The sequence below is a fragment of the Paracoccus sp. S4493 genome (genome assembly GCF_000967735.1).
Lineage (GTDB): Bacteria > Pseudomonadota > Alphaproteobacteria > Rhodobacterales > Rhodobacteraceae > Paracoccus > Paracoccus marcusii.
On sequence record NZ_JXYF01000053.1, the window covers coordinates 1 to 22,718 of the forward strand.

The 22,718-nt window shown below is 67.5% G+C and carries 24 protein-coding genes, 1 tRNA gene, 2 pseudogenes and 1 riboswitch; of the genes and pseudogenes, 16 read left to right on the forward strand and 11 right to left on the reverse strand.

What is annotated here, in order from left to right; all coding sequences use genetic code 11:
• Positions 1–73: 73 nt before the first annotated feature.
• From TW83_RS19780 to TW83_RS20540, 3 genes are read left to right on the forward strand one after another with little or no spacing between them, the layout of a single operon-like run.
• Positions 74–283, forward strand: coding sequence for a transposase (locus TW83_RS19780; RefSeq protein WP_239441315.1), 210 nt, complete (start codon positions 74–76; stop codon positions 281–283).
• A complete protein-coding gene (locus TW83_RS09595; protein WP_045982555.1) occupies positions 241–591 on the forward strand; it encodes a hypothetical protein in 351 nt (116 codons plus the stop codon). The genes TW83_RS19780 and TW83_RS09595 overlap by 43 nt, the downstream gene beginning before the upstream one ends.
• Entirely contained in the window at positions 588–752 is a 165-nt protein-coding gene (locus tag TW83_RS20540) for a hypothetical protein (RefSeq protein ID WP_157001484.1), read from the forward strand. Before TW83_RS09595 ends, TW83_RS20540 begins: the two co-directional genes overlap by 4 nt.
• On the opposite strand, the pseudogene TW83_RS09600 reads toward TW83_RS20540, so the two are convergent.
• A pseudogene (locus TW83_RS09600) lies at positions 728–1,939 on the reverse strand (IS256 family transposase). The gene TW83_RS20540 and the pseudogene TW83_RS09600 overlap by 25 nt on opposite strands.
• A gap of 97 nt (positions 1,940–2,036) precedes the next feature.
• Complete coding sequence (locus TW83_RS21815; protein WP_204245740.1) at positions 2,037–2,537, reverse strand: hypothetical protein; 501 nt, start codon at positions 2,535–2,537, stop codon at positions 2,037–2,039.
• Between the two features lie 78 nt (positions 2,538–2,615).
• On the opposite strand from TW83_RS21815, the gene TW83_RS09610 reads away from it, so the two are divergent.
• The 3 genes from TW83_RS09610 (at position 2,616) to TW83_RS09620 (ending at position 5,609) form a co-directional block, all read left to right on the forward strand.
• Positions 2,616–2,894, forward strand: coding sequence for a hypothetical protein (locus tag TW83_RS09610; RefSeq protein WP_157001486.1), 279 nt, complete (start codon positions 2,616–2,618; stop codon positions 2,892–2,894).
• Between the two features lie 235 nt (positions 2,895–3,129).
• Entirely contained in the window at positions 3,130–4,761 is a 1,632-nt protein-coding gene (locus tag TW83_RS09615; protein WP_136652239.1) for an alpha/beta-hydrolase family protein, read from the forward strand.
• On the forward strand, positions 4,746–5,609 hold the full coding sequence (locus tag TW83_RS09620) for a dienelactone hydrolase family protein (protein ID WP_045982558.1): 864 nt from the start codon (positions 4,746–4,748) through the stop codon (positions 5,607–5,609). Before TW83_RS09615 ends, TW83_RS09620 begins: the two co-directional genes overlap by 16 nt.
• A gap of 786 nt (positions 5,610–6,395) precedes the next feature.
• Here TW83_RS09620 and TW83_RS09625 read toward each other — a convergent pair.
• Genes TW83_RS09625 through TW83_RS09640 form a run of 4 tightly spaced genes read right to left on the reverse strand, consistent with a single transcriptional unit; the run spans position 6,396 to position 9,239 of the window.
• Positions 6,396–6,965 (reverse strand): plasmid pRiA4b ORF-3 family protein, encoded by a 570-nt coding sequence (locus tag TW83_RS09625; RefSeq protein WP_045982573.1) that lies wholly within the window; start codon positions 6,963–6,965, stop codon positions 6,396–6,398.
• On the reverse strand, positions 6,962–8,464 hold the full coding sequence (locus tag TW83_RS09630; protein WP_045982559.1) for an IS66 family transposase: 1,503 nt from the start codon (positions 8,462–8,464) through the stop codon (positions 6,962–6,964). Before TW83_RS09630 ends, TW83_RS09625 begins: the two co-directional genes overlap by 4 nt.
• A gap of 59 nt (positions 8,465–8,523) precedes the next feature.
• The gene (gene tnpB, locus TW83_RS09635; protein WP_045982560.1) at positions 8,524–8,871 is read right to left on the reverse strand and encodes an IS66 family insertion sequence element accessory protein TnpB; all 348 of its coding nucleotides are present in this window, start codon (positions 8,869–8,871) and stop codon (positions 8,524–8,526) included.
• Positions 8,868–9,239 (reverse strand): transposase, encoded by a 372-nt coding sequence (locus TW83_RS09640; RefSeq protein WP_239441316.1) that lies wholly within the window; start codon positions 9,237–9,239, stop codon positions 8,868–8,870. The genes tnpB and TW83_RS09640 overlap by 4 nt, the downstream gene beginning before the upstream one ends.
• 220 nt (positions 9,240–9,459) lie before the next feature.
• Here TW83_RS09640 and TW83_RS09650 point away from each other — a divergent pair.
• Positions 9,460–10,701 (forward strand): annotated as a pseudogene (locus TW83_RS09650) (IS3 family transposase).
• 104 nt (positions 10,702–10,805) lie between these two features.
• On the opposite strand, the gene TW83_RS09655 reads toward TW83_RS09650, so the two are convergent.
• The 3 genes from TW83_RS09655 to TW83_RS09665 form a co-directional block, all read right to left on the reverse strand.
• Complete coding sequence (locus TW83_RS09655; protein ID WP_045982561.1) at positions 10,806–11,282, reverse strand: nucleoside deaminase; 477 nt, start codon at positions 11,280–11,282, stop codon at positions 10,806–10,808.
• 97 nt (positions 11,283–11,379) lie between these two features.
• Entirely contained in the window at positions 11,380–12,612 is a 1,233-nt protein-coding gene (locus tag TW83_RS09660; protein WP_157001488.1) for a serine hydrolase, read from the reverse strand.
• An 81-nt stretch (positions 12,613–12,693) separates the two neighbouring features.
• Positions 12,694–13,734, reverse strand: a complete 1,041-nt coding sequence (locus TW83_RS09665; RefSeq protein ID WP_045982562.1) for a LacI family DNA-binding transcriptional regulator — start codon at positions 13,732–13,734, stop codon at positions 12,694–12,696.
• 97 nt (positions 13,735–13,831) lie between these two features.
• Between TW83_RS09665 and TW83_RS09670 the strand changes: the two genes are divergently transcribed.
• From TW83_RS09670 to TW83_RS09705, 8 genes are all read left to right on the forward strand, one after another.
• Positions 13,832–14,362, forward strand: a complete 531-nt coding sequence (locus tag TW83_RS09670; protein WP_204245741.1) for a gluconokinase — start codon at positions 13,832–13,834, stop codon at positions 14,360–14,362.
• On the forward strand, positions 14,359–15,378 hold the full coding sequence (locus tag TW83_RS09675) for a TRAP transporter substrate-binding protein (protein WP_045982564.1): 1,020 nt from the start codon (positions 14,359–14,361) through the stop codon (positions 15,376–15,378). The genes TW83_RS09670 and TW83_RS09675 overlap by 4 nt, the downstream gene beginning before the upstream one ends.
• A gap of 52 nt (positions 15,379–15,430) precedes the next feature.
• Positions 15,431–15,985 carry a TRAP transporter small permease subunit gene (locus tag TW83_RS09680; RefSeq protein ID WP_239441317.1) on the forward strand — a complete coding sequence of 185 codons (555 nt, stop codon included), beginning with the start codon at positions 15,431–15,433 and terminating at the stop codon, positions 15,983–15,985.
• Positions 15,985–17,301: a TRAP transporter large permease subunit gene (locus tag TW83_RS09685; protein WP_045982566.1), complete on the forward strand. Its 1,317-nt coding sequence runs from the start codon at positions 15,985–15,987 to the stop codon at positions 17,299–17,301. The genes TW83_RS09680 and TW83_RS09685 overlap by 1 nt, the downstream gene beginning before the upstream one ends.
• 126 nt (positions 17,302–17,427) lie before the next feature.
• On the forward strand, positions 17,428–17,682 hold the full coding sequence (locus TW83_RS09690) for a hypothetical protein (RefSeq protein ID WP_045982567.1): 255 nt from the start codon (positions 17,428–17,430) through the stop codon (positions 17,680–17,682).
• Between the two features lie 235 nt (positions 17,683–17,917).
• Positions 17,918–18,135: riboswitch (cobalamin riboswitch) on the forward strand.
• Between the two features lie 137 nt (positions 18,136–18,272).
• Positions 18,273–19,280, forward strand: a complete 1,008-nt coding sequence (locus TW83_RS09695; RefSeq protein WP_045982568.1) for an ABC transporter substrate-binding protein — start codon at positions 18,273–18,275, stop codon at positions 19,278–19,280.
• On the forward strand, positions 19,277–20,332 hold the full coding sequence (locus tag TW83_RS09700; protein ID WP_045982569.1) for an iron ABC transporter permease: 1,056 nt from the start codon (positions 19,277–19,279) through the stop codon (positions 20,330–20,332). The genes TW83_RS09695 and TW83_RS09700 overlap by 4 nt, the downstream gene beginning before the upstream one ends.
• Entirely contained in the window at positions 20,329–21,093 is a 765-nt protein-coding gene (locus tag TW83_RS09705; RefSeq protein ID WP_045982570.1) for an ABC transporter ATP-binding protein, read from the forward strand. Before TW83_RS09700 ends, TW83_RS09705 begins: the two co-directional genes overlap by 4 nt.
• A gap of 15 nt (positions 21,094–21,108) precedes the next feature.
• Here the strand turns inward: TW83_RS09705 and TW83_RS09710 are convergent.
• Both TW83_RS09710 and TW83_RS09715 read right to left on the reverse strand, forming a co-directional pair.
• Positions 21,109–21,182 (reverse strand) — tRNA-Gly (locus TW83_RS09710).
• Positions 21,183–21,229: 47 nt separating this feature from the next.
• Positions 21,230–21,682: a nucleoside deaminase gene (locus TW83_RS09715; RefSeq protein ID WP_042246386.1), complete on the reverse strand. Its 453-nt coding sequence runs from the start codon at positions 21,680–21,682 to the stop codon at positions 21,230–21,232.
• A gap of 118 nt (positions 21,683–21,800) precedes the next feature.
• On the opposite strand from TW83_RS09715, the gene TW83_RS09720 reads away from it, so the two are divergent.
• A partial coding sequence (locus TW83_RS09720; RefSeq protein WP_045982571.1) for a pseudouridine synthase occupies positions 21,801–22,718 on the forward strand: 918 nt, incomplete at its 3' end.

A 22,718-nucleotide genomic window follows, 5' to 3' on the forward strand; every position in this document is an offset into this window, starting at 1 on the left:
GTAAGCGTCCGGTCTGACTGCCCTGCCGCGCTTGGAGAGTGACGGATAGTGTCCACTATGGATGGTGGACACTATGGGGTGGCCCGTGGCGCGTCGGACAAAGCGGCTCTGGACGGACGAGGAGAAGCGGACGATCTGCTTTCAGACGACTGCGCCTGGCGTTTCGGTTGCTCAGGTCGCGCGGCGTTACGCGGTCAACGCGAACCTGATCTTCAAATGGCTGCGTGATCCGGGCCAGCTATGGTCGGTGATGCGGTCCGCCGCCTGTGGTCCGAGGTCCTGACACCCTCTGAGCGGACCGAGGGCGGCTATGTCTGGGCCACCATTGGCCTCGGCCACGTCATGCTCGGGGCTGCCCTCCAGGGCCTCCTCGGGGCCAGTGCGGCCGCAGCCCGCCTCGGTGTCGCCGCCGCCTACTGGCTCCTCAAGGAGCGCAAGGACCTCACCCGCGGTGGCGGGTGGCGCGACGGCCTCGTTGACGCCGCCCTCGTGGGCGTTGGCGCCTTCTACACCGGCCCCCGCTGGTGGCCCGTTGCGGTCTTCGTGACGATCTCGGTGGGGGCCGCCATCAAGGAGATGAAGACCCGTTGAGCGGAACCCCCGCCGACCCGATGAAGGAGGACTTCAAGGTCTTCCTCTATCTGATCTGGCACCACCTGAACCTTCCCGCCCCCACCAAGAGCCGTCAACGTGGTGTAATTTCGGTTGTGGTTCCGGGCCGTCATGATCAGGCGGCCTTCGGTGTAATCTGAAGCGTCTTTTCCTCCTCGGTTGCTGGCGGGATCAGGTCGGCCATGGCCTCGACCTGCATGTATCGGTGCTGAAGCTGACACTCGTCGTTGGCTTCGAGTAGGACAGCGCCGATGAGGCGGACGATGCTGTCCTCGTTGGGGAAGATGCCGACCACGTCGGCGCGGCGCTTCACTTCCTTGTTCAGACGCTCCAGCGGGTTCGTGCTGTGCAGCTTGGTGCGATGCTGGGCCGGGAAGGCCATGTAGGCCAGCACGTCGGCTTCGGCGTCGTCCATGAAGGCTCCCAGCTTCGGCCACCTGGCGCGGAGCTGGTCGGCGACATGCCGCCATGTCTGCACCGCATTGTCGTGATCGGGCTGGATGAAGGCCTGCCGGATCGCGGCCGCGACCATGGTGTGCTGGCCCTTGGGAACGTAGGCGAGCGCGTTGCGCATGGCGTGAACCCGGCATCTTTGCCATGTCGCGCCGAGCACGCGCGCGATGGCGGCCTTCAGCCCTTCGTGCGCATCGGAGATGACAAGCTTCACGCCGGTCAGCCCACGACGCACCAGATCGCGCAGGAAACTCGTCCAGAACGGCTCGGCCTCGGAAGGGCCGATGTGCAGGCCGACGATCTCGCGCTTTCCGTCCGTGTTGACGGCCACTGCGATTATTGCCGCCACCGAGACGATGCGCCCGCCCTCGCGCACCTTCAAGTAGGTGGCGTCGAGCCACAGATAGGGCCAGTCGCCGGCAAGGGGGCGCTTGAGGAAGGCGTTCACCCGCTCGTCGATGTCCTTGCACAGCTTGGATACCGACGATTTCGAGATGCCGGTCATGCCCATGGCCTGCACCAGCTCATCGACCTTGCGCGTCGAGACGCCGTTGATCCACGCTTCCTGGATGACGGCGACCAGCGCCTTCTCCACCGTCTTCCGCGGCTCCAGGAAGCCGGGAAAGTAGGCCCCGGAGCGCATCTTCGGGATCTTCAGGTTCAGCGTGCCAAGTCGGGTGTCGAGCGAGCGCTCGCGGTAGCCGTTGCGCCAGGTCTGGCGGGCCTCGCCGCGCTCCTAGCGGCCAGCGCCGATCAGGCCGTCGACGTCGGCCTCCATGATCAGCTGCAGCACGTTCTCGGCAATGAGGCGCAGAAAATCGCCCTGATCCTGCTTTGCCAGAAGCTCGGACAAGTCCATGTTGGTCTTGGTCATCGGGGTCTCCGTTCGGTTCGTGGTTGAAGCGTCGAAACTCCACCTCGACCATACACCTCGATGGCCACCTCGGATTACACCGGCAGCGCCGATGAAATTACACCACGCCCGTGGACGCTACCTGAAGATACTCGTCGGTGACGCGCATGTGCCGGCGCACCTCTTCGTTGATGACCATCTGCGGCGAGGCCCCGTCCACGAGGGCGCCGAGCGCAAGCTCGGGCGCACCCGGCGCGCCGATCTTGCGCACAAGGATGAAGTCGAGCGGCGACTTCAGCGCGCGCGACACCTCAAGCGCGACGGGCACGCCGCCGCGGGGAAGCGCATAGACGATGGGCTGATCAAGGGACAGCCCGGCAAGATGCGCTCCAAGCATCCGGCCTGCCTCGGCGCGATCGGAAAATCTGAAATCCTGCCAGCCTTTCACCACCCCATGGCTCCTGTGTGCGATGGTCCTTTCTGATGACGGGCCATGACGCCGGAGGTCGTCCGCGATCGAGTTTATCACGGGAATCGGCTCGAGCCACGGCCTTGCCTCGATGGTCTCCCTCCACCCTGGATACGGAATCGCCGGCCCGCCCATGCGGGTGAACTGCACCGCATGTCCTGCAGGAGCAGGTGATCCGTTGCATCATGAAGGGGTGCATATGCCGGCTTTCTGCGTGCCCTCGTGCAGATGAGGGTGCAAGAGATCGCTTCTGTCGCCCGGGTGATGGACCTGGCTGAGGATCGCCTGCTGGCGACGACAGAGTTACGCAGGCTGCGTGACGGGCAGGGGGCCGGCGTCCGGGCTGGGCCTGGGCGCCTGCTGGTGGTCGGCGCGACCTTGGGTCGTGCGGCGCGCGGCGCGCGACGGCACCGCAACCGGACCCTGGCACCGCCGGCGGATGCGGTGCTGCGGGTCATCGTCGCCGTGGCCGACAAGACCGCCCGGAGCCTGCGTCCCTGCCGCTGAGATCGTCGAGACGATCCCCGGGGGCAAGCCGACCGCGCGGGGGCTGGCTTCCCTTCTCGAACGCCGCCGTTCCGTCCTGGAACGCGCGGACGGCGGGGACTGGACGGGGCGCAACAGGGCCCCGGGCACCCCGTCCAGTCCTCTCGCGCCTTTCCTTTCGCTTGCGCCGAAATCGGGTAAGGTTGCGGCAGGTGAACGACAGGCGGGCTGCATGGATCGGCGACGGTTTCTCAAGATGTCCTTTTTCCCGTTCTACCTGGGGCTTGCGCTGTTTGCCGCCTCGCTCACGCCGTCGCTGATCCCGCGCGGCTGGCTCGTCCAGGGGGTGCTGGGCGGGGTGGTGGCGGCGCTCGGCTACATGCTCGGGCGGCTGCTGCAGACGCTGTGGCGGGCGGTCGAGCTGCCGGTCCTGCGCGGGCAGGCCGCCACGGTGGTGCATCTGCTCGCGGGCGTTCCGGTGGCTGTGTTCCTGATCTTCTGCCTCGCGCGGGCGCGGGACTGGCAGAACGGCATCCGCAGCCGGATGGGCATGGACCTGCTCGACAGCGTCGATGTGCCGAGCATGGCGGTCGTGGCGCTGCTGGTCTTCGCGCTGCTGATGCTGGGGGGCGCGCTGATCCAATGGGCCTTCGACCGCCTTCGGGCGCGGCTTTACCGGCACATGCCGCGGCGCACGGCCAATGTCTCGGGCCTGCTGCTTCTGACGCTCGCGCTGGTGATCGTCACCCGCGACGGCGTTCTGGACCGGGTGATCCAGGCGATGGACCGCTCGTTCACCACCGCGCAGGAACTGTTCGACACCGCGCCCCCCTCGCCCGAGGACCCGCGGATGCCGGGCAGCGCGGCCTCGCTGATCGACTGGGGCGCGATGGGGCGGCCGGGGCGTGACTTCGTCACCGAGGGGCCGGACGCCCGCGCGATTGCCGGATTCTCCGGCAGGTCCGCGCTGGACCCGATCCGGGTCTATGTGGGCCTTGCCGAGGCCGACAGCCCGCAAGAGCGCGCAGACCGCGCGCTTGCCGAGTTGCAGCGGCTTGGCGCCTTCGAGCGCAAGGTGCTGATCGTCGCCCTGCCGACGGGGACGGGCTGGCTCGATCCGGGCAGCTTCGACGTGGTCGAGTACATGCACCAGGGCGACATCGCGACGGTGGCCGTCCAGTATTCCTATCTGCAATCGCCGATGGCGCTGCTGCTGGAAACGCGGGCGGGGCTGGATCAGGCGCGGACGCTGATCAGCACGATCCACGGTCATTGGCGCGATCTGCCGCGCGAGAGCCGCCCGAGGCTCTATATCCACGGGCTGAGCCTGGGGGCCTGGGCGTCGATGTATGGCACCGACCTTTTCGCGCTGCTCGACAATCCCATCAACGGGGCGTTCTGGGCGGGCCCGCCCTTTCCCTCGGCGCGCTGGAACGAAGCGACGGCCAAGCGCAAGCCCGGCAGCCCCCATGTCGCCCCGGAGGTGGGCGACGGCCGCCTGATCCGCTTTGCCAGCCATTTCCGCGACGCGGGCGGCCCCGGCGGCTGGGGCGACATGCGGCTGGTGTTCCTGCAGTATTCCAGCGATCCCATCGTCTTCTACGAGCCTGCATCGCTCTGGCGGGCGCCGGCCTGGATGCGCGAGCCTCCTGCCCCGGACGTCTCGCCCGATCTCAGGTTCACGCCCCTGGTGACGCAGTTCCAGCTGGTCGTGGACATGATCCTGGCCACCAATGCCCCCGCGGGCTATGGCCACAGCTATTACGCGCATGACTATATCGGTCCTTGGGTGGCCCTGACCGATCCCGAGGGCTGGACCCCCGCGGACAGCGCCCGCCTGGCCGCGCATTGCGACGGGGGGTTCCAGCAGGGATGCAGCAACGGCTGAAGCGCGCGGGATTCGCCACGGCGGCCCTTCTGTTGCTGCTGCTGGTGATGACAGGGGCGAATACCTGGCGACAGTGGGCGGGGCTGACCGTCGCGCCCGACACGCCCGCCGAACGCCGGGCGCAACTGGAGCCCTTCTGGCGCGTCAGGCCGCCGGCCCTGGGCGTCCCCGAGACCGGCGGCGCGGTGGTGCTGTCGGGCTGCGACGGGGTCCATGACAACATGGACTTCTGGGCCGGCCGGCTTGCAGGCCGCGGATACCGGACGCTGATCCTAGACAGTCACGGCCCCCGCGGTCTGGACCGGTTCGAGGCATGGCGGCTGGTCTGCGCGGGACAGGCCCTGCCCGGTGCAGAGCGTGCGGGCGATCTGGCCGTCGCACTGGCCGATCCGGCGCTGCCGCCGGGCGGCAGGATCGTGCTGGGGGCCTCGCATGGCGGATGGGCGACGATGGAGTTCCTGCGCCTTGCCGTGACCGGAGAGGTTTCCCCCGCGCTTCGGGACTGGCCGGCCCCTCCGGCCCAGTTGCTGCGGGACCTCGAGGCGGTCATTCTGCTCTATCCCTACTGCGGGCTGCTGAACGGCGCCGATGCGGGTGACTGGACCGGCGCGCCTCCGATCCTGATGGTTCTGGCCGCCGAGGACCGGATCGTCAGCACCCCCGACTGCGAGAGCATGGCCGCCCGTCTGCGCGAACGGGGCGCGCGGGTCGCAGTCGAGGTCCTGCCGGACGCCGATCACGGCTTTGACCAGCAGGACCGCGCCGCCTTCTCTGCACTGAGGTTCGACGCGGGTCTGCGTGATCGTGCGGCCGCGGCGATCGACACCTTCCTGTCCGCTGCGAAGTGAGCGGAGGCCCTGGACCATGGCTCGGTCGGGCCTGCTGCGGACGGCTTGGGTGTGGCGCGCTGGCGGCGGCACAAGCGGGCTGCGTCCTGGCAAGCGCAGATCTGCGCCAAGGCTTGCTGTTTGATCGGGTTCGACCCCCCGATGCTGGAGAGATGCACCGCCGGCTCGGGGCGAAAGGCGGGGCTATGGGTCCATCGGCATCCCCAGGTTTCTGATGTCCTGTTGTTCTCGTGGAATGTGCCGCGGGCGAGAGGATCGACTTCGAACGCCGCTCTGCCGAAGCAGGAGGAATGCAGCGGCACGGTGCCGCGCAGAGGCGCTGCGGGATGCGCGCCATGAACGTCGGCACCCTCGGAAGCGCATTGCTGCCGGCACGCTGGCAAGCACCAGGGTAGCGCCTCTTGGCTCAGCCGTTCTGACCTGCCACGGGTCCTTTATCCAGGCGCGACTTCGGAGAGCATGAGAGACTTTCCCGTCCGTGGGCGCGGCCTGGGATGGGCCCTGAACACCTTGGCCGGGTGCAGGCCAGCACGTCGTGCCCGCTGGCGTCCCTGCGTTCCGCCAGTCGAAGGCCGCGGACCTTGGGTGAGCGGAGGAAGTCCATCCAGAGGGCTTCGGCCTCGAAGGGGCCCGCCCCGCCACCGCCCCCCACCGGCCCGGCCCCGCCCGCGACGGCCGGGCTTTTTCGTTGCTGACGGCAAGCTGACGCAACCGTCCGGGCCGGTTCAGCCCCCCGTCAGCGACAGCGCGCACAGTCGCCTCATCGTAAGCGTCCGGCATAGGGGCCTACTTCTTCCGAGGTTGCCACCGTTTGGCGAGTTTAAGGACCTCGAACTGATGCATGTCGGTGTCTGGCACTGAGGGGTCGAAGGGCTCATCGTGCCACTCGGTCAGTTCATCGTGGTCCGGGTGTCCGGGGTCAGCGATCGCCTCGAGGAAGTGCTCGTAGCCTGGAGGTCCTCCCACGTCCTCGGGCGGGCAGCGGCCTTCAGCTTCGACCAGCCGTGGATAGAGCTGGCCCGGCAGGGGGCCGTCCGTCAGCTCCCCGGTCAGATGATGTCGCCAGTCGTCTCCGAAGTCGTAGGTGTAGACGAGCGAAGTGTGTCCTGCGGCCACGAGAGCCTGTTGTAGGGTGGCCTTGTTGGCCGGCAGGGCATCAAGCCTGAGGTGGGGATCGGGCAGGCTCCATCGGCGGGATCCTGCCTCAAAGCTGTAGAGATGCTGGTTCTCCCAGCCCATGGCGGCCTGAAGAACAAGGTGCAGACGGTCCAGGCGCAGATCCGAAGGCACCATGAGGATCCGCGAGACGCGGGGCGTGACGTCTTCCAGAACGGCGGTGAGGCGGAGAATGCTCATGAGTTGGCCCACCTCCAAGGCAGCAGTTCGTCGATCCTGGTGATCTTGTGGTCGGGCAGGCGCGCCAGGGTGTCGGCCAGCCAGGCCTGGGGATCGACGCCGTTCAGTTTGGCCGTCTCGATCAGGGTGTAAGCGATGGCGGCGGCCTTTCCGCCTGTCTGGGAACCGACGAACAGGTAGTTCTTCCGGCCGAGGGCGATGGCGCGCATGCCGCGTTCGGCGGTGTTGTTATCCAGCTCGAGGATGCCGTGGGCGAGATAGGGGCGCATGCGCACCATCCGCGTCAGGCCATAGCGGATCGCGGCAGCCAGCGGCGACTTGCACGAGATGCGGGTCAGTTGCATGGCCAGCCAGAGCTCGAGATCGTCGAAGACCGGGGCGGCGCGGGCCTGACGAAGCTCGACACGCTTGTCCGGCGGCAAACCTCGGGCCTCCTTCTCGACGGCATAGAGCCGGGCGATCCGGCGGATGGCCTCTTCGGCGATCGGAGAAGCCTGGGCACGATGGATGTCGACGAACTTGCGCCTGACATGGGCCATGCAGGCGACTTCGTGGATCGCGCCGGACCGATAGAGATCCTCGAACCCGGCATAACCATCGGCATGCATCCAGCCGTGGAAGCGGGCGAGGTGGTCCTTCGGGTGCTGACCCTTGCGGTCGCCGGAGAAGCGATACCAGGCGGCCGGGGGCGCCGCCCCGGCCCATGGCCGTTCGTCCCGGGCATAGGTCCAGAGCCGCGCCGTTTGTGTCTTTCCAGTGCCCGGGGTCAGCATCTGCACGGGCGTGTCGTCGGCGAAGATCGCCTCGGCCGAGAGGACATGGCGGCCGATGGCATCGGCCAGCGGCGCCAGCAGCGCGGTCGTTTTGCCGACCCAGTCGGCCAGCGTGGAGCGGTCGAGGTCCAGCCCTTCGCGCTCGAAGATCTGGCTCTGGCGGTAGAGCGGTAGGTGATCGGCATACTTGCTCACCAGCACATGGGCCAGAAGGCCCGGACCAGGGCGGCCGCGCTCGATGGGGCGGGAGGGCAGCGGTGCCTGGACGAACCGCTCGCAGCACGAACAGGTCAGCCGCGGCCGCACGATCCGGTTCACGATGAAGCGTCCGGGGACGTATTCCAGCTCTTCTGTCACGTCCGCGCCGATCCGCCGCAGGCGCCCGCCGCAATCGGTGCAGGCATCGGTGCCGGGGCTCAGTTCCACCTCCATCCGCGGGATGTGGTCGGGGATCGGGCGACGCTTCGGCCGGTCCTTCTCCTCGACGTCTGGCAGCTTCATCCGCGCGATCATCGCGGCGGCGGCGATCTCGCTGGTCTCCAGCGCCAGTTGCAGTTGCTCCGCAGTCTCGGAGGAGGTGCCGAACCGGTGCGCCCGGTGCCCCGCAAGCTGGTGCCGGAGCTTCTCGATCAGGATCGCCTGAGCCTTCACCTCGGCCACGAGCCGCGCCGTGAAGCTGCGCAGCTCCTCGGGATCTTCCGGCAGGATGGCGGGCTCGTCGAGCATGAGACGAGCTTATCGTGGTGGATTCCGGCTGGGAATCCTCAACGATCCGGACCCGTCCCTTATCCGGCCGCCAGCGGCTGCCAGGTCCGCTGCGGGGTCCGCCAGTCGATCCCTTCCAGCAGCATCGCCAACTGCGCGGCCGTCAGGGCGATCCTGCCCTCCGTTGCCGAGGGCCAGACGAAACGCCCCCGCTCCAGACGCTTCATGAACATGCAGGCGCCCTGGCCATCCCACCAGATCACCTTCACCAGATCGCCGCGCCGACCCCGGAAGACGAAGAGATGCCCGGCGAACGGATCCTGCTTCAGCACCGCCTCGGCCTGCGCGGCCAGCGCCGCGAAGCCCTTGCGCATGTCCGTGACCCCGGCCGCGAGCCAGACCCGCGTGTTGGCAGGCACCGGGATCACGCCGTCAGGCCCCGGATCAGCCGTGCCAAAGCCTCGGGATCATAGCGGCCCGTGATCCGCATCCGATGCCCGCCGGCAAGTTCGATCTCGATCCGGCTCACCTCGGCGACCGGCACATCAGGGACAGCCGGGGCTGCCCTGACATCCTGCACGATCTCGACCGGAAGAAACGACGCATCCCCGAGCGAACTCGAGCCCGCCTCAGCCTCGGGCGCAAAGCGTGGATCACGCAGCCATTTGAAGATCAGGTTCGCGTTGACCGCGTAACGCCGCGCGACCTGAGCAACCGAAACGCCAGGCGCAGTCGTCTGAAAGCAGATCGTCCGCTTCTCCTCGTCCGTCCAGAGCCGCTTTGTCCGACGCGCCACGGGCCACCCCATAGTGTCCACCATCCATAGTGGACACTATCCGTCACTCTCCAAGCGCGGCAGGGCAGTCAGACCGGACGCTTACCCCAGAACTGGAAAACCGTGGGCGCCCGGCGCGGTAGTCTCTGGCATCATCCGGATATTACAGATCAGACCCGGCAAAATCCCCGTCGCCACAGGCCGCGTGGACAGCCTCTGCAGCGCTTCCGCCAGCCGAGCGATCTCCACGCAGTATCGATCACCCAAAGACGGGTGGAGCCGCAAGGCAGGGAGTGAGGGAAGCGATCAGCAGATCATCGGGACCTTATAGAAGTACGAGGCAGGCACGAAATGCGCTGATCTGTGCTGCAAGCATGGAATGTTGGAAGGCACGTTTTATGTCTGGAAGGCGAAGTATTCCGGGATGATAGTGTCCGAGACCAAGCGGTTGAACACGCTGGAATGAGACGCATAGCGCCGAATGAGAACGCCAAGCTGAAGAAGTTGGTGGCAGAGCAGATGCTCGACATTGCGGCGATGAAGGAACTACTGTCAGAAAAATGGTAGCGCCCGCCGCGAAGCGCGATGCTGTCGCGCATCTGAAAGCCCTGTTTGGGCTGTTGTAACGCCGGGCGTGCCAGATTGCTGCGGCAGACCGGAAGATGGTGCGTTACCAGTCGCGACGCGCACCTGACACGGCGCTGCAGGGTCGGTTGCAAGATCTGGCCAATGAGCGGCGTCGCTTTGGGTATCTGCAGCTTTTTGTGCTGCGGCGACGTAAGGGGGAGCTGTCGGGCATCTAGCGGCTCTACCGCGAGGAAGGGCTAACCGTCCGCAAACGCAAAGCGCGCCGTAAGGCGCTCGGCGCGAGGGCCCCGATCCTGATTAAGGCGTGCGCCAATGCCCACTGGTCCCTCGACTTCGTGCATGACCAGTTCGCCTGCGGACGGCGGTTTAGGGTGCTGAACGTAGTGGACGACGTCACAGGGGAATGCCTGGCCGCGATCCCCGACACATCGATCTCGGGCCGCCGTGTCGCCAGGGAACTGACGACGCTGGTCGAACGGCGAAGCAAGCCCGGGATGATCGTCAGCGATAATGCGACAGAGCTGACCCCCAACGCCATCCTGACGTGGTGCCCCGACGCCAAGGTTGCATGGCACGACATCGCCCCCCGCAAGCCAATGGAGAACGGCTTCGTAGAATGCTTGAACGGCCAGATACGGGACAAGTTTCTGAACGACGCTCTGTTCCGCAACCTCACCCATGCCCGCGAACTGATGGCGGCATGGGGGACCGATTACAACACCGCGCGTCCGCATTGCGCACTTTGGCTACAAAACCCCCGCAGGCTTCGCCCTGCACCTGACCAACCGCAACTGCCCTACCCGCTGCACGCGATGAGGGTTCCGCGCGCCGGGCGATTGCTCAAGCCGCGCCAACCGGCATAACTACCAACCGAAATCCGGTCGCAACTGGATGAAAGTTCAGTGGCAGGTCATTGCGAACGGCCCTCGTTGAAAGACTTTGGTTATAAATGGGACAAAAAGTTGCTAGAGGGTCGGCCTTGGCTCTTACCCCTGGAAATCAGCGGATGTGCGACCGGACATGGAGAGCGCGGACCTGTTGTGCAAACTCCTCGACAGGGCCGTCGACCGGCGTATCGCTGATCACGTCGCGGATGGGCAGCGGGCGAACTCGGAACGCGGGGACGCCCAGTTCGGAAAGCCACGCCGTCATCTGGGCTGCAGAGCTTGCATAGACGATTCGACCAAGCCCCACCCAGCCATGGGCGGCGGCGCACATCGGACAGTGTTCGCCAGACGTGTAGACCGTGGCCTTGGCGCGATCCTGAATGTCCATGTTGTTTGCAGCCCATCGGGCGATGGCGAACTCCGGGTGCTGGGTGTGGTCACCCCCGCCGATGCGGTTGTAGTCCTCGAACAGCACCTCACCCTCAGACGACACAAGCACCGATCCGAAGGGCTCGTTGCCGCGGTCCAGCGCTTCGGATGCCAAGTCGACACAGCGCTGCAGGTACTTTCGATCCGTGTCATCGATCATGATACGCCTTTCCTTTCAACGGACCTGGTCTGGACTTCGAATGATCGGGCGCAGCTCTCCTGTGACGGCCTGAGGACAAAAGACGGCCGCGCGACCATTACTTCAAGGCCTCAGAGATGGCGTCGAACACGACCAGCGGATCGACCGGTTCGCGTCCGACGGGCTTCGGTTGCGCCATGTGCGTCGCGATGACGACGTTCCGCGTGGGGTTGATGTAGATGTTCTGCCCCTGGATGCCGATGGCGGCAAAGGCACCGTCGGCGATGGACGGTTCGGTCCAGCCCGGCCACCACATGTATCCGTAATCGATCGTCTCGCCGCTTTTCAGCTTCTGTGGTTGGCCAGCAGTCTCTGTCCATCCGTCCGGCAGGATGGTGCTGCCGTCGATCACCCCGCCCTCCAGGAAGAACTGACCGAAGCGGGCAAAATCGCGCAGGGTTGCGGACAGGCCGCTGCCGCCGATCTCGACCCCGTCGGGGCTGTCCAGCCACCAGTTTGCGTCGGCCTCCATCCCATAGGGCTGCCAGATCTTTTCCGCCAGATAGTCAGACAACGGCTTGCCGACCGCGCCGTGGACGACCTCGCCCAGAACCTGCGTCTCGCCGGTGGAGTAGGTGTGGTGGGTGCCGGGTTCGTGCGCGCGGGGCAGGGCGGCCATCACCTCCATCGCGGCGCCGGGGCGCTGTTCGATCTGCGCACGCAGCAGGTCGCGGCGGTCGGACTGGGGGTCGGTATAGGTCTCGTTCCAGTCGACGCCCGACGCCATCAGCAGGATGTCGCGGATGCTGACCCCGTCATAGGCGCTGCCTGCCAGTGCGGGGACGTAATCGACCACCATGTCGTCCACGCCGCCGATATGGCCATCGACGATCGCCGCGCCGACCAGGGTCGAGGTGATCGACTTGGCCACCGACATCGACATCCAGCGCGTGTCAGCCGTGTTGCCGCGCTGATAGGTCTCGTAGGCGACCTTGCCGTCCTTCAGCACGATCATCCCGGTGACATTGTCCAGCGACAGAAAGTCGTAGAGGTCATAGGTTGCGTCATCGACCTGATAGGTCACCATTTCCGGCAGATCGACCAAGGCCTCCGGCAGGTCGCGGGGCGTGTCGCCGGCCGGGATGGTCCGGGTGGGGAACAGCCGGTCGATGTTGCGGAAGGTGCTGACCGCCAGGTCCGGCGTCAGGTGGCCGTCATAGACGTCCTCGACCGTGCCGATGGATTCGTCCGCATGCGGATAGTCCTGCGCCTGCAGCGCGCCGGGCAGGGCCAAGCACAGGCCCCCCAGGGTCAGCAGGAACCGCGTCCGGTACAGCGGCCTCAGGGTCATGACATCCTCCCATCCGTTTCGATCCATGAAATGGCAGTTTTGCAGCATGTGCAAGGCTGGTCATGTCCGACAGAGGGGCCGTCAGGTTGGCCGATCGGCACTGGCACGGTTGCGGCGCGTGCTTGCGCGGGGGATCAGCTGAAACCCCAGGTCGACCGCATGGCCGCGGGGCGCATCCTGTCCGGCCAGGCGCGCGCGGATCAGGCGGATCGCCTGAGCGCCCATCGCCCGTCGATCGGTTGCGACCGAGGTGATGGGCGGTTCGGCCGCGGACATCATCTCGTGGTCGTTGAACCCGCAGATGCCAAGGCGGGTGGGCACGGCGATGTTGCGTCGACGCGCCTCGAACAGGACGCCAAGCGCCAGATCGTCGTTGTTGCACAGGACCGCATCCGTCTGCGGCAGGCGCGCCATCAGATCCGCGAACAGCCGGCACCCCAGGCTGACCGAGGACGGCTCGGGTGTGGTGACGACGGGATCGTCGCCCCCCAGCCCGGCGGCCTCCAGGCAGGCGCGGAACCCTGCCAGGCGGCGCTGGCTGCGCGGGTCCATCTGAGCACCCAGAAAGGCCGGCGCGCGGTATCCCTGCGCCAGCAGATGCTCGGCGGCGGCCCGTGCCCCGTCGAAATGCGACAGGCCGACGGCCAGGTCGATGGGGTCGGGGCCGACCTCCATGATCTGCACGACCGGGCATTCCGCCCCGGCCAGCAGGGCGCGGGCGGCGGGGGATTGATCGTGGCCCGCGACGATCAATCCGGCCGGGCGCTGTGACAGGAACACGCGGATCAGCTGCTCCTCGGTCAGGGGGGAATAGCGCGTGGTGCCCAGTTGCACGATCAGCGGGCTGCCCTGCAGACCTTCGTCGATGCCGCGCATCACGTCGGCGAACACGTTGTTGCTGACCGACGGGATGATGACCCCCACGATATCGGTGCGCCCCGATGCCAGCGCGCGCGCCGCAGGGTTCGGCACATAGCCCAGTTCGCGGATGGCCCGGTCTATCCGGTCGCGGGCCAGCGGCGAGACCTTGGACGGGTCCCGCAGCGCGCGCGACACGGTGATAGGGCTGACATCGGCGGCCAGCGCCACATCAGACAGGGTGATCCGCGAGGTTTTGTTCATGACACGCGCAGATTACGCCATCGCCGCGCAAAGAAAAGAGGCTTGACCGATGACAGCGCTGTCATCCATGATTGCGCTGTCATCGGGAGGAGACATCATGGACGCGCGGCCGATTCTGGTCATGGGCATCTGCGGCACGGGCAAGTCGACCGTGGCCCGTGGCATCGCCGACCGCATCGGCGGCAGCTTCATCGAGGCGGACCTGTATCACGACGAATCCAGCGTGGCGCGCATGCGGGCCGGGCTGCCTTTGACCGACGACATGCGGTGGGGCTGGCTGGACCGCCTGGCGGCGGCGACGCGTGCGACGCCCCATCGCGCCGTTCTGGCCTGCTCGGGGCTCAGCCAGGCGCATCGTGACCGGCTGCGGGCCGGTGCAGGGGCGATGGACATCGTGTTCCTGCACGGCGACCGCGACCTGATCGCGGCGCGCATGGCGGCACGGCGCGACCACTACATGCCCGCCAGCCTGATCGACAGCCAGCTGGCCGCGCTGCAGCCCCCCGATCCCGCCGCCGAAGGCGCGCTGTGGATCGACGTGGCGCTGCCGCCCGACCAGATCATCGACCGCGCGGTCGCGGCCCTGTCCGACCCGCGCCCAGTTTCAACCGGAGGAGAGACACCATGACCAAGATGACCCGTTTCCTGATGTCGGCCAGCGCCGCGATGGCCTTGGCCGCGCCCGCCATGGCCCAGGATCACAGCTTCCGTTTCCAGTCGTCCGACCCGTCGGGCAACCCGAACTTCGTCCTCCAGCAGGGCTGGGCCGCGGATGTCGCGGAAAAGTCCGGCGGCCGCATCGCCATCGACCTGCTGCCGGTCGAATCCATCGTCGCCCATAACGAAACCCAGGATGCAATCGCCACGGGCATCCTGGACGGTCATGTGACCGACCTGTCGTATTTCTCGGGACGCGATCCGGCCTTCGGCCTGATGGGCAACCCGGTCGGCGCCTGGTCCGACCCCGAGCAGATGCTGGATTTTGTCGAGAACGGCGGCGGAGCGGAGCTGCTGAACCAGATCATGAACCCCTATGGCCTGCAGTTCATCGGCGCCACCACGCCGGGCCTGGAGGCGCTGGTCAGCGCCGTGCCGCTGGACGGGGTCGATGATCTGGCCGGCGTCAAGATCCGCGCGCCCGAAGGCCTGGTCCAGTCGGTCTTTGCCGCCGCCGGCGCATCGCCCGTTAACCTGCCCGGCTCCGAGGTCTTCACATCGCTGGACAAGAAGGTCATCGACGCGGCCGATTACAGCGTCTTTTCGACCAACCAGGCCCAGGGCTTGAACGAGGTCGCGCCCCATCCGGTCTATCCCGGCTTCCACTCCATGCCCCTGGTCGAGATCTCGATGAACAAGGAGAAATGGGACGCCCTGCCCGAGGACCTGCAGCATGTCATGACGCAGTCGGTGCGCGATTTCGCCCGCGTCCAGGTCGCAGCCCTGGCCGAGGCCGACGCGGCCGCCGTGGCGGAGGCAGAGGCCGGCGGGACGATCACCGTCCACGACTGGTCCGACGAAGAGCGCACCAAGTTCCGCGGCATCGCGATGGGCGAATGGGAAAAGGTCGCCGGACAGTCGCCCGCGGCGCAGCAGGTCTATGACGCGCTGACTGCGTACCTGACCGAAAAGGACCTGGTGCAGTAAGCGCCGCAGGATCGGGCGTTCGCGCCCGGTCCCTTCCAGGGAGGAGGACATGATGGACGCATCCGAAGCCATTCCGCGCGAGGAACACGAGGCCGTGCCCCAGTCGGGGCGCCTGGGTCGCGTGATCGACCGTCTGGCGATCATCCCGGCCCTGGGTCTGGTGGTCGCCATGCTGATCCTGATCCAGGAGGTCGTGCTGCGTTACGTGTTCGGCCGCCCGACGAACTGGGCGCACGAGACGACGGTGTTCCTGTGCGCGATCTCGTTCGTCTACGGGGGCTTGCTGTGCACCGCGCGCGACCGGCACATCCGGGTCGTCCTGGTCTATGACCTGCTGCCGCCCGCCGCGCGGCGCGTGGCCGACATCCTCATCTCGGCGATCTGCGGCCTGTCCTCGGGCGCCTTCGCCTGGGCGGCCTGGCAGATGGTCAAGCGGTCCGCCTGGCGCCCCGACGGCAGCTTTCACCTCGAGACCTCGGGTTCGGCCTGGAACCCGGCCTATCCGGGCGTGCTCAAGGTGCTGCTGATGGTGGCGCTGGCGATCATGGCCCTGCAATTCGCCATCCTGACCGTCAACTATGCCCGCGGGCACAAGGGAGCCCGCTGATGGAGATCTTCGGTTCGCTGCAATCCCTGGGGATCGAGGCCGGGACGGGCCTTCTGTTCGCGCTGCTGCTGCTTTTGCTGCTGACGGGCATCCCGCTGGCCTTCGTCACGCTGCTGGTCACGCTGATCTTCGCGCTGGGATGGTTCGGCCCGAACGTGGTGCCGCTGATCACCAGCCGCGTCTATACCTTCGTGTCCAGCTTCGTCTTCGTGTCGGTGCCGATGTTCGTGCTGATGGCCGCGATCCTGGACCGCAGCGGCATCGCCCGCGACCTGTTCGAGGCGATGCGCCTGGTCGGCGGCCGCATCCGCGGCGGCGTGGCGGTCCAGACGATCTTCGTGGCCGTCATCCTGGCCGCCATGTCCGGCATCATCGGCGGAGAGGTCGTGCTGCTGGGCCTGATCGCGCTGCCCCAGATGCTGGCCCAGGGCTATGACCGCAAGCTGGCCATCGGGGTCGTCTGCGCGGGCGGCAGCCTGGGGACCATGGTGCCGCCCTCGATCGTGCTGATTATCTATGGCCTGACCGCGAACGTCTCGATCGGCGACCTGTTCACGGCCGCCTTCGTGCCGGGCTTCATGCTGGCGCTGCTCTATGTGGCCTATGTACTGATCCGTGCCTGGCTGACGCCGGGCGACGTGCCCCCGGCCGTCACCGCCCGCGTCCCGCGGGACGAAAAGCTGCGCCTGCTCAAGGGCCTGTTCCTGCCGATCCTGGTCGTGATTATGGTGCTGGGCTCCATCTATGGCGGCATCGCATCCGTGACCGAGGCCAGCGCCGTGGGCGTGGCGGGCGTGCTGATCTCGACCGTGATCCGCGGCGAATTTACCTGGGGCCTGCTGCGCGGCGCGGCCATGCAGACGCTGCAGACGGTCGGCATGATCGTCTGGATCGGCATCGGCGCATCCGCCCTGGTGGGCGTCTTCAACCTGATGGGCGGCATCAACTTCGTGTCGGAACTGATAACCGGCATCAGCGACAACCCGACGATCATCATCCTGTTCATGATGGCGATCCTGTTCGTGCTGGGCATGTTCCTGGACTGGGTCGGCATCGCGCTGCTGACAATGCCGATCTTCGTGCCGATCATTGTCAGCCTGGGATACGACCCCGTCTGGTTCGGCGTGCTGTTCGCGATGAACATGCAGGTCAGCTTCCTGTCGCCGCCCTTCGGGCCCGCCGCCTTCTACCTGAAGTCGGTGACCCCGCCGGACATCTCGCTGGGAGAGATCTTCCGCGCCCTGCTGCCCTTCATCGGGCTGCAGATCCTGGCGGTGGGCCTGCTGATCCTGTTCCCGGCCCTGGCGATCTACTGATCGCCTACCGTGGATTGGGGGGGCATGCCGGATGCGGCGTGCCCCCTTTTCGTTCGGGGACGGGAATGTTGCACCGGCAGGCGGATTGACGGACAATCGGGATCCGTCACCCAAGGCTGACCCACCATGCACGACCCCAAACCCGTCCCCCGCCCGGACCTGTTCACGAACAAGGACCATGACGCCTGGCTGGAGCAGTTCCTGTTCCTGCGTTACACCCTGCACATGCCGGCCGAACGCATCGCCCAGATCGACTATGGCCTTGATCCCGACCATCCCGACGCCCCGATCGCAGGCCTGTTCTGGGGCAGTCAGATCGAGCGGGACTATCCCCGGCTGGACCTTCGCCACCTGTGGCAAAAGAGGCCCGGCCAGGTTTGAAGCCCTGCGGTGTCAGGCGCCCCATCGCCCGGCGGTCTGACGCCCTTCATCCATGCTGGGCAGGAAGGACTGCGACCAACTACTTCCTTCGCAGGGCGCCCGCGCGTTCGACCTGCGGCGCACCGGTCGCCGGGGTCAGGCTGGCATAAGCCGTAGGTGTCGCAGTGCGTCGGCCGTGGTGGCCGGGTCGGCTGCGGGCTGCTTGCCGCGGCGGTTGACTTTGTCCCCACCCGGCGGCATTTCCGTCCGTGATGGTTCCCGTGCCGGCCAAGGCCCCGGCAGGGTGAAAAGGGAACGTGGTGAGGTGTAGCCATCAGGCGCCGAATCCGCGACTGCCCCCGCAACTGTAAGCGGTAGCCGACCCCATGATGCCACTGGCGCCCCCTGCGCCGGGAAGGCGGGGAAGGCCGCGATCCGCAAGTCAGGAGACCTGCCATCATGACTTGAACCAACCCGGGCGGGGTGCCCCGGAGAAAGACCGCATGCGCCGATCCACGGCCTTCGTCCGACGCGACCGCGAAGGCGGGTGGGACCCCGGTGACGCCGCTGCGCCTTTTTCAGCCCCGTCCTTCGTTTCATGAAGGACGACCATGACGACCAGAATCTTCCTGACGACCGCGGTGGCGCTGGGCCTGGGCCAGGCGGCCCTTGCCGCGCCGACCGACTATCCGCTGGTGATCGACAATTGCGGGCACCGGGTGACCATCCCCGCGCGTCCCGACAACGTCGTGTCGATCGGCCAGTCCACGACCGAGATCCTGTATGCGCTGGGCCAGGCGGACCGGATGGCCGGGACCGCGCTGTGGTTCACCCCGGTGCTGCCCGCCTTTGCGGAGGATGACGCCACGGTGGACCGCATCAGCGACGACACGCCCAGTTTTGAATCGGTGGTGAACCGGCGCCCCGGCTTCGTGCCGACGATGTTCGCCTGGATGATCGGGGACCAAGGGGCGGTCGGCACGCGCCGACAGTTCGCCGATCTGGGCATTCCGGCCTATGTCATGCCCACGGACTGCCAAGGCAAGGACAACAGCGTGGGCGCCGACGGCACCCGCCTTGCGCCCTTCGACATCGCGACGCTGTGGGACGGCATCGACCAGATCGCGCGGGTCATGGACGCGCAGGACGCGGGCCGTGCGCTGATCGCCGACCTGCAGGCCCGAGAGGCGGCGGTCGTGGAGCGCGCGCGGGCGATGGACCTGCCGGATGCGTCCGCGGCGGTCTGGTTCTCCTCGGCCGATCTGGCGCTGGACCCCTACATGGCGGGCGGGATGGGCGTCCCGGCCTGGATGATGGACCGCCTTGGCCTGCGCAATGTCGTGACCTCGGACGAGGAATGGCCCGCCGTGGGGTGGGAGACGATCGCCCGTGCCGACCCCTCGGTGCTGGTGATCGCGCGCATGGACCGCCGCCGCTTTCCCGCCGACGATGTCGAGGCAAAGCTGCGCTTTCTGAAGACGGACCCGGTCACGCGCCGGATGACCGCCGTACGCCGGGATCGTATCGTCATCCTGGACGCCGAGGCGCTGCATCCCGGCATCCGCATGATCGACGGGCTGGAGGCCTTGGCGGCGGGCATGGACGGGCTGTCCGAATGACCGCCGATGTCGGGGTGCCGACCGCCCGCCGCCCCTTGGCCCCGGTCTGGCTGTGGGTGTCGCTGCTGATCGTGGCGGCCCCCCTGGCCGGCACCGCCCTGGGAGAAACGCCGATCCCCCTCTCGACCGTCTGGCAGGCGCTGGCCAACCAGATGCTGGGTGCGGGCTATCCGCTGGACCCGATCGATCAGGGTATCGTCTGGGCTTATCGCCTGCCGCGCGCGCTGGTGGCAGGGGCCTGCGGGGCGGGGCTGGCGATCTCGGGTCTGGTCCTGCAGACGCTGTTGCGCAACGCACTGGCCGACCCCTATCTGCTGGGCATCTCGGCGGGGGCGTCTACGGGGGCCGTGACGGTCGCGGTGGCGGGGATCGGCGCGGGGTTCGTGCCGATGTCGGCGGGCGCGATGCTGGGCGCGATCGCGGCCTTTGCGTTGGTGGTGGGGTTGGCGCGCCTGTCGGGCGGCGGTCCGGGGGCGCGGGGTGCCGCGCAGATCGTGCTGGCAGGCATCGCCGGGTCGCAGCTGTTCAACGCCCTGACCAGCTTCATCATCGCGCGGTCGGCCAGCGCGGAACAGGCGCGCGGCATCATGTTCTGGCTGCTGGGCAACCTGTCGGGCGTCCGGTGGAACGATGTCGGCCTGTCGGTGGTCGCCGCCGTGACCGTCCTTGGCGCAGCCGCATGGCACATCCGCGCGCTGGACGCCTTTGCCTTCGGCACGGAATCGGCGGCGTCCCTCGGCGTGCCGGTCCGGCGCGTCCAGGCCGTGTTGATCCTTGCGACCGCCATGGCCACGGCGGTCATGGTGTCGGTCACCGGTGCGATCGGCTTTGTCGGACTGGTCGTCCCGCATGCGGCACGGTTCCTGGTGGGCACGCGCCACGCGCGGCTGGTGCCGGTGTCGGCGCTGATCGGCATGGTCTTCCTGATCGCCGCGGACGTGATCGCGCGGATGCTGGTGCCCGGCCAGACCCTGCCCATCGGCGTCGTGACCGCGCTGGTCGGCGCGCCGGCCTTTGCGGCGATCCTGATCCGCGGGCGGTCCGCGTCATGATGCTGACCGCGCGTGATCTGACCCGCCGCGTGCGCGGGCGCCCCCTGGTGGCCGGCGTCACCCTGGACATCCGTCCCGCAGAGATGCTGGGCCTGATCGGCCCGAACGGGTCGGGCAAGTCCACGCTGCTGCGGATGCTGGCCGGGCTGGTCCGCCCCGACGACGGCCAGGTTGCCTTGGATGGCCGGCCGCTGCGCGACATGCCCGCGCGCCAGGTCGCCCGTCACATCGCCCTGGTCGTCCAAAGCGCCGAGACGTCGGACCGCATCTCGGTCTCCGACGCGGTGGCCTTGGGGCGCACCCCCTGGCTGGACGCCCTGCGGCCCTGGTCCCCGGCGGATGAGGCGCATGTGACGCAGGCGCTGGCGCGGGTCGACCTGGCACATCTGGCGGGGCGCGACTGGTCGACCCTGTCGGGGGGCGAACGCCAGCGCGCCCATATCGCCCGCGCACTGGCGCAGGCGCCACGGATCCTGCTGCTGGATGAGCCGACGAACCACCTGGACATCCGTCATCAGCTGGCGATCCTGGATCTGGTGGGCGGCCTGGGTCTGACCACGGTGATCGCCCTGCATGACCTGAACCAGGCGATGCGCTGCGACAGACTGGCGGTGATGCAGGCCGGTCGGTTGGTGGCCCTGGGCCCGCCAGACCGTATCCTGACCGCGGACCTGCTGGCGCGCGTTTTTCAGGTGCGGGCAAGCACGCTGACCGATCCGCAGGACGGCAGCCGCGTGATGCGGTTTCATCCGGTCGTCTGATGTCGTGAGAGGGATTGGAGCGGGTGACGGGAATCGAACCCGTGTCTCTAGCTTGGAAGGCTAGGGTCTTACCATTACACAACACCCGCGCGGGGATTGGTATAGTCCGCCCGCGCGGCAGGTTCAAGCGGTCGCGTCACCGTCGTTGCGCAAAGAACCGCCGCAGCAGGTCGCGTGATTCAGGCGCGGCCAGGCCGTCATAGACCTCGGGGCGGTGATGGCACTGCGCGTGCCGGAACACCTGGGCGCCATGGGCGACGCCCCCCATGCGCGGGTCCGACGCCCCGTAATACAGCCGGGCGATCCGCGCGGCCGAGATGGCCGCCGCGCACATCGGGCAGGGCTCAAGCGTGACCCACAGGTCGTGACCGGGCAGGCGTTCGGACCCCAGGGCCGCGCAGGCCGCGCGGATGGCCAGGATCTCGGCATGGGCGGTCGGGTCGGACAGTTCGCGCGTGCGGTTGCCCGCGGCGGCCACCACGCGGCCCTGCGGGTCGGTCACGACGGCGCCCACCGGCACCTCTCCGCGCAGCGCGGCGTCACGGGCTTGGGACAGGGCAAGCGCCATATGGGTGGTGAAGGGGACCATGACCGTCTTGTCGCAATCCCCTGCGCGGCGCGCAAGCCGGGGAAAGAAACGCTTCCCACACGGCCCGCTTGGGCGTATGCACCCCTCTTTGCCCCGCAGCGATGCGAAGGAGACGCGCATGACCGACGATCAGATTCCCGACCGAAAGGCCCCCCAGGTCGCCCCCCGCACCGAAGCCGACCGCATCGCCAAGGTGATGGCGCGCGCCGGTGTCGCCAGCAGGCGCGAGGCCGAGCGGATGATCATCGAGGGCCGCGTCAGCGTGAACGGCAAGAAGATCGACAGTCCCGCCCTGGACGTTCTGCCCACCGACCGGATCACCGTCGACGGCAAGAAGCTGGAGGAGCCGCAGGAGACGCGGCTGTGGTTGTATTACAAGCCCCTGGGCCTGATCACGTCGGAAAACGACGAACTGGGCCGCCAGACCGTGTTCGACGCGCTGCCGCGCGACATGCCGCGGGTGATGACCGTGGGGCGTCTTGACCTGAACTCCGAGGGTCTGCTGCTGCTGACGAACGACGGAGAGCTGAAGCGGCGGCTGGAGCTGCCGGCGACGGGCTGGCTGCGCCGGTACCGGGTGCGGGTGAACGGCACGCCCTCGGACATGACCTTCGACCCGCTGCGCCGCGGCGTCACCATCGAGGGAGAGGACTTCGCCCCCATGGAGATCAAGCTGGACAGCCAGCAGGGTGCGAACGCCTGGATCAGCGTGGGCATCCGCGAGGGCAAGAACCGCGAGATCCGCCGCGCGATGGCCCATGTCGGCCTGCAGGTGAACCGCCTGATCCGTATCGGCTATGGTCCGTTCAAGCTGACCGGCATGGACAAGAACCAGGTGACCGAGGTCAAGCGCAAGGTCCTGCGCGACCAGCTGGGCGGCCTGCTGACCGGAGAGGTCGAGGATAAGCCGCGCGAGATGCGCCCCCGCGGGGCCGCCGGCGAACGCGCCGCCCGGTCCGATGGCGGCGATGCCGGCCCGCGCCGCTTCGGCCCCAAGCCGGGCTTTGACGGCAAGCCCGCCGGCCGCGGCTTTGGC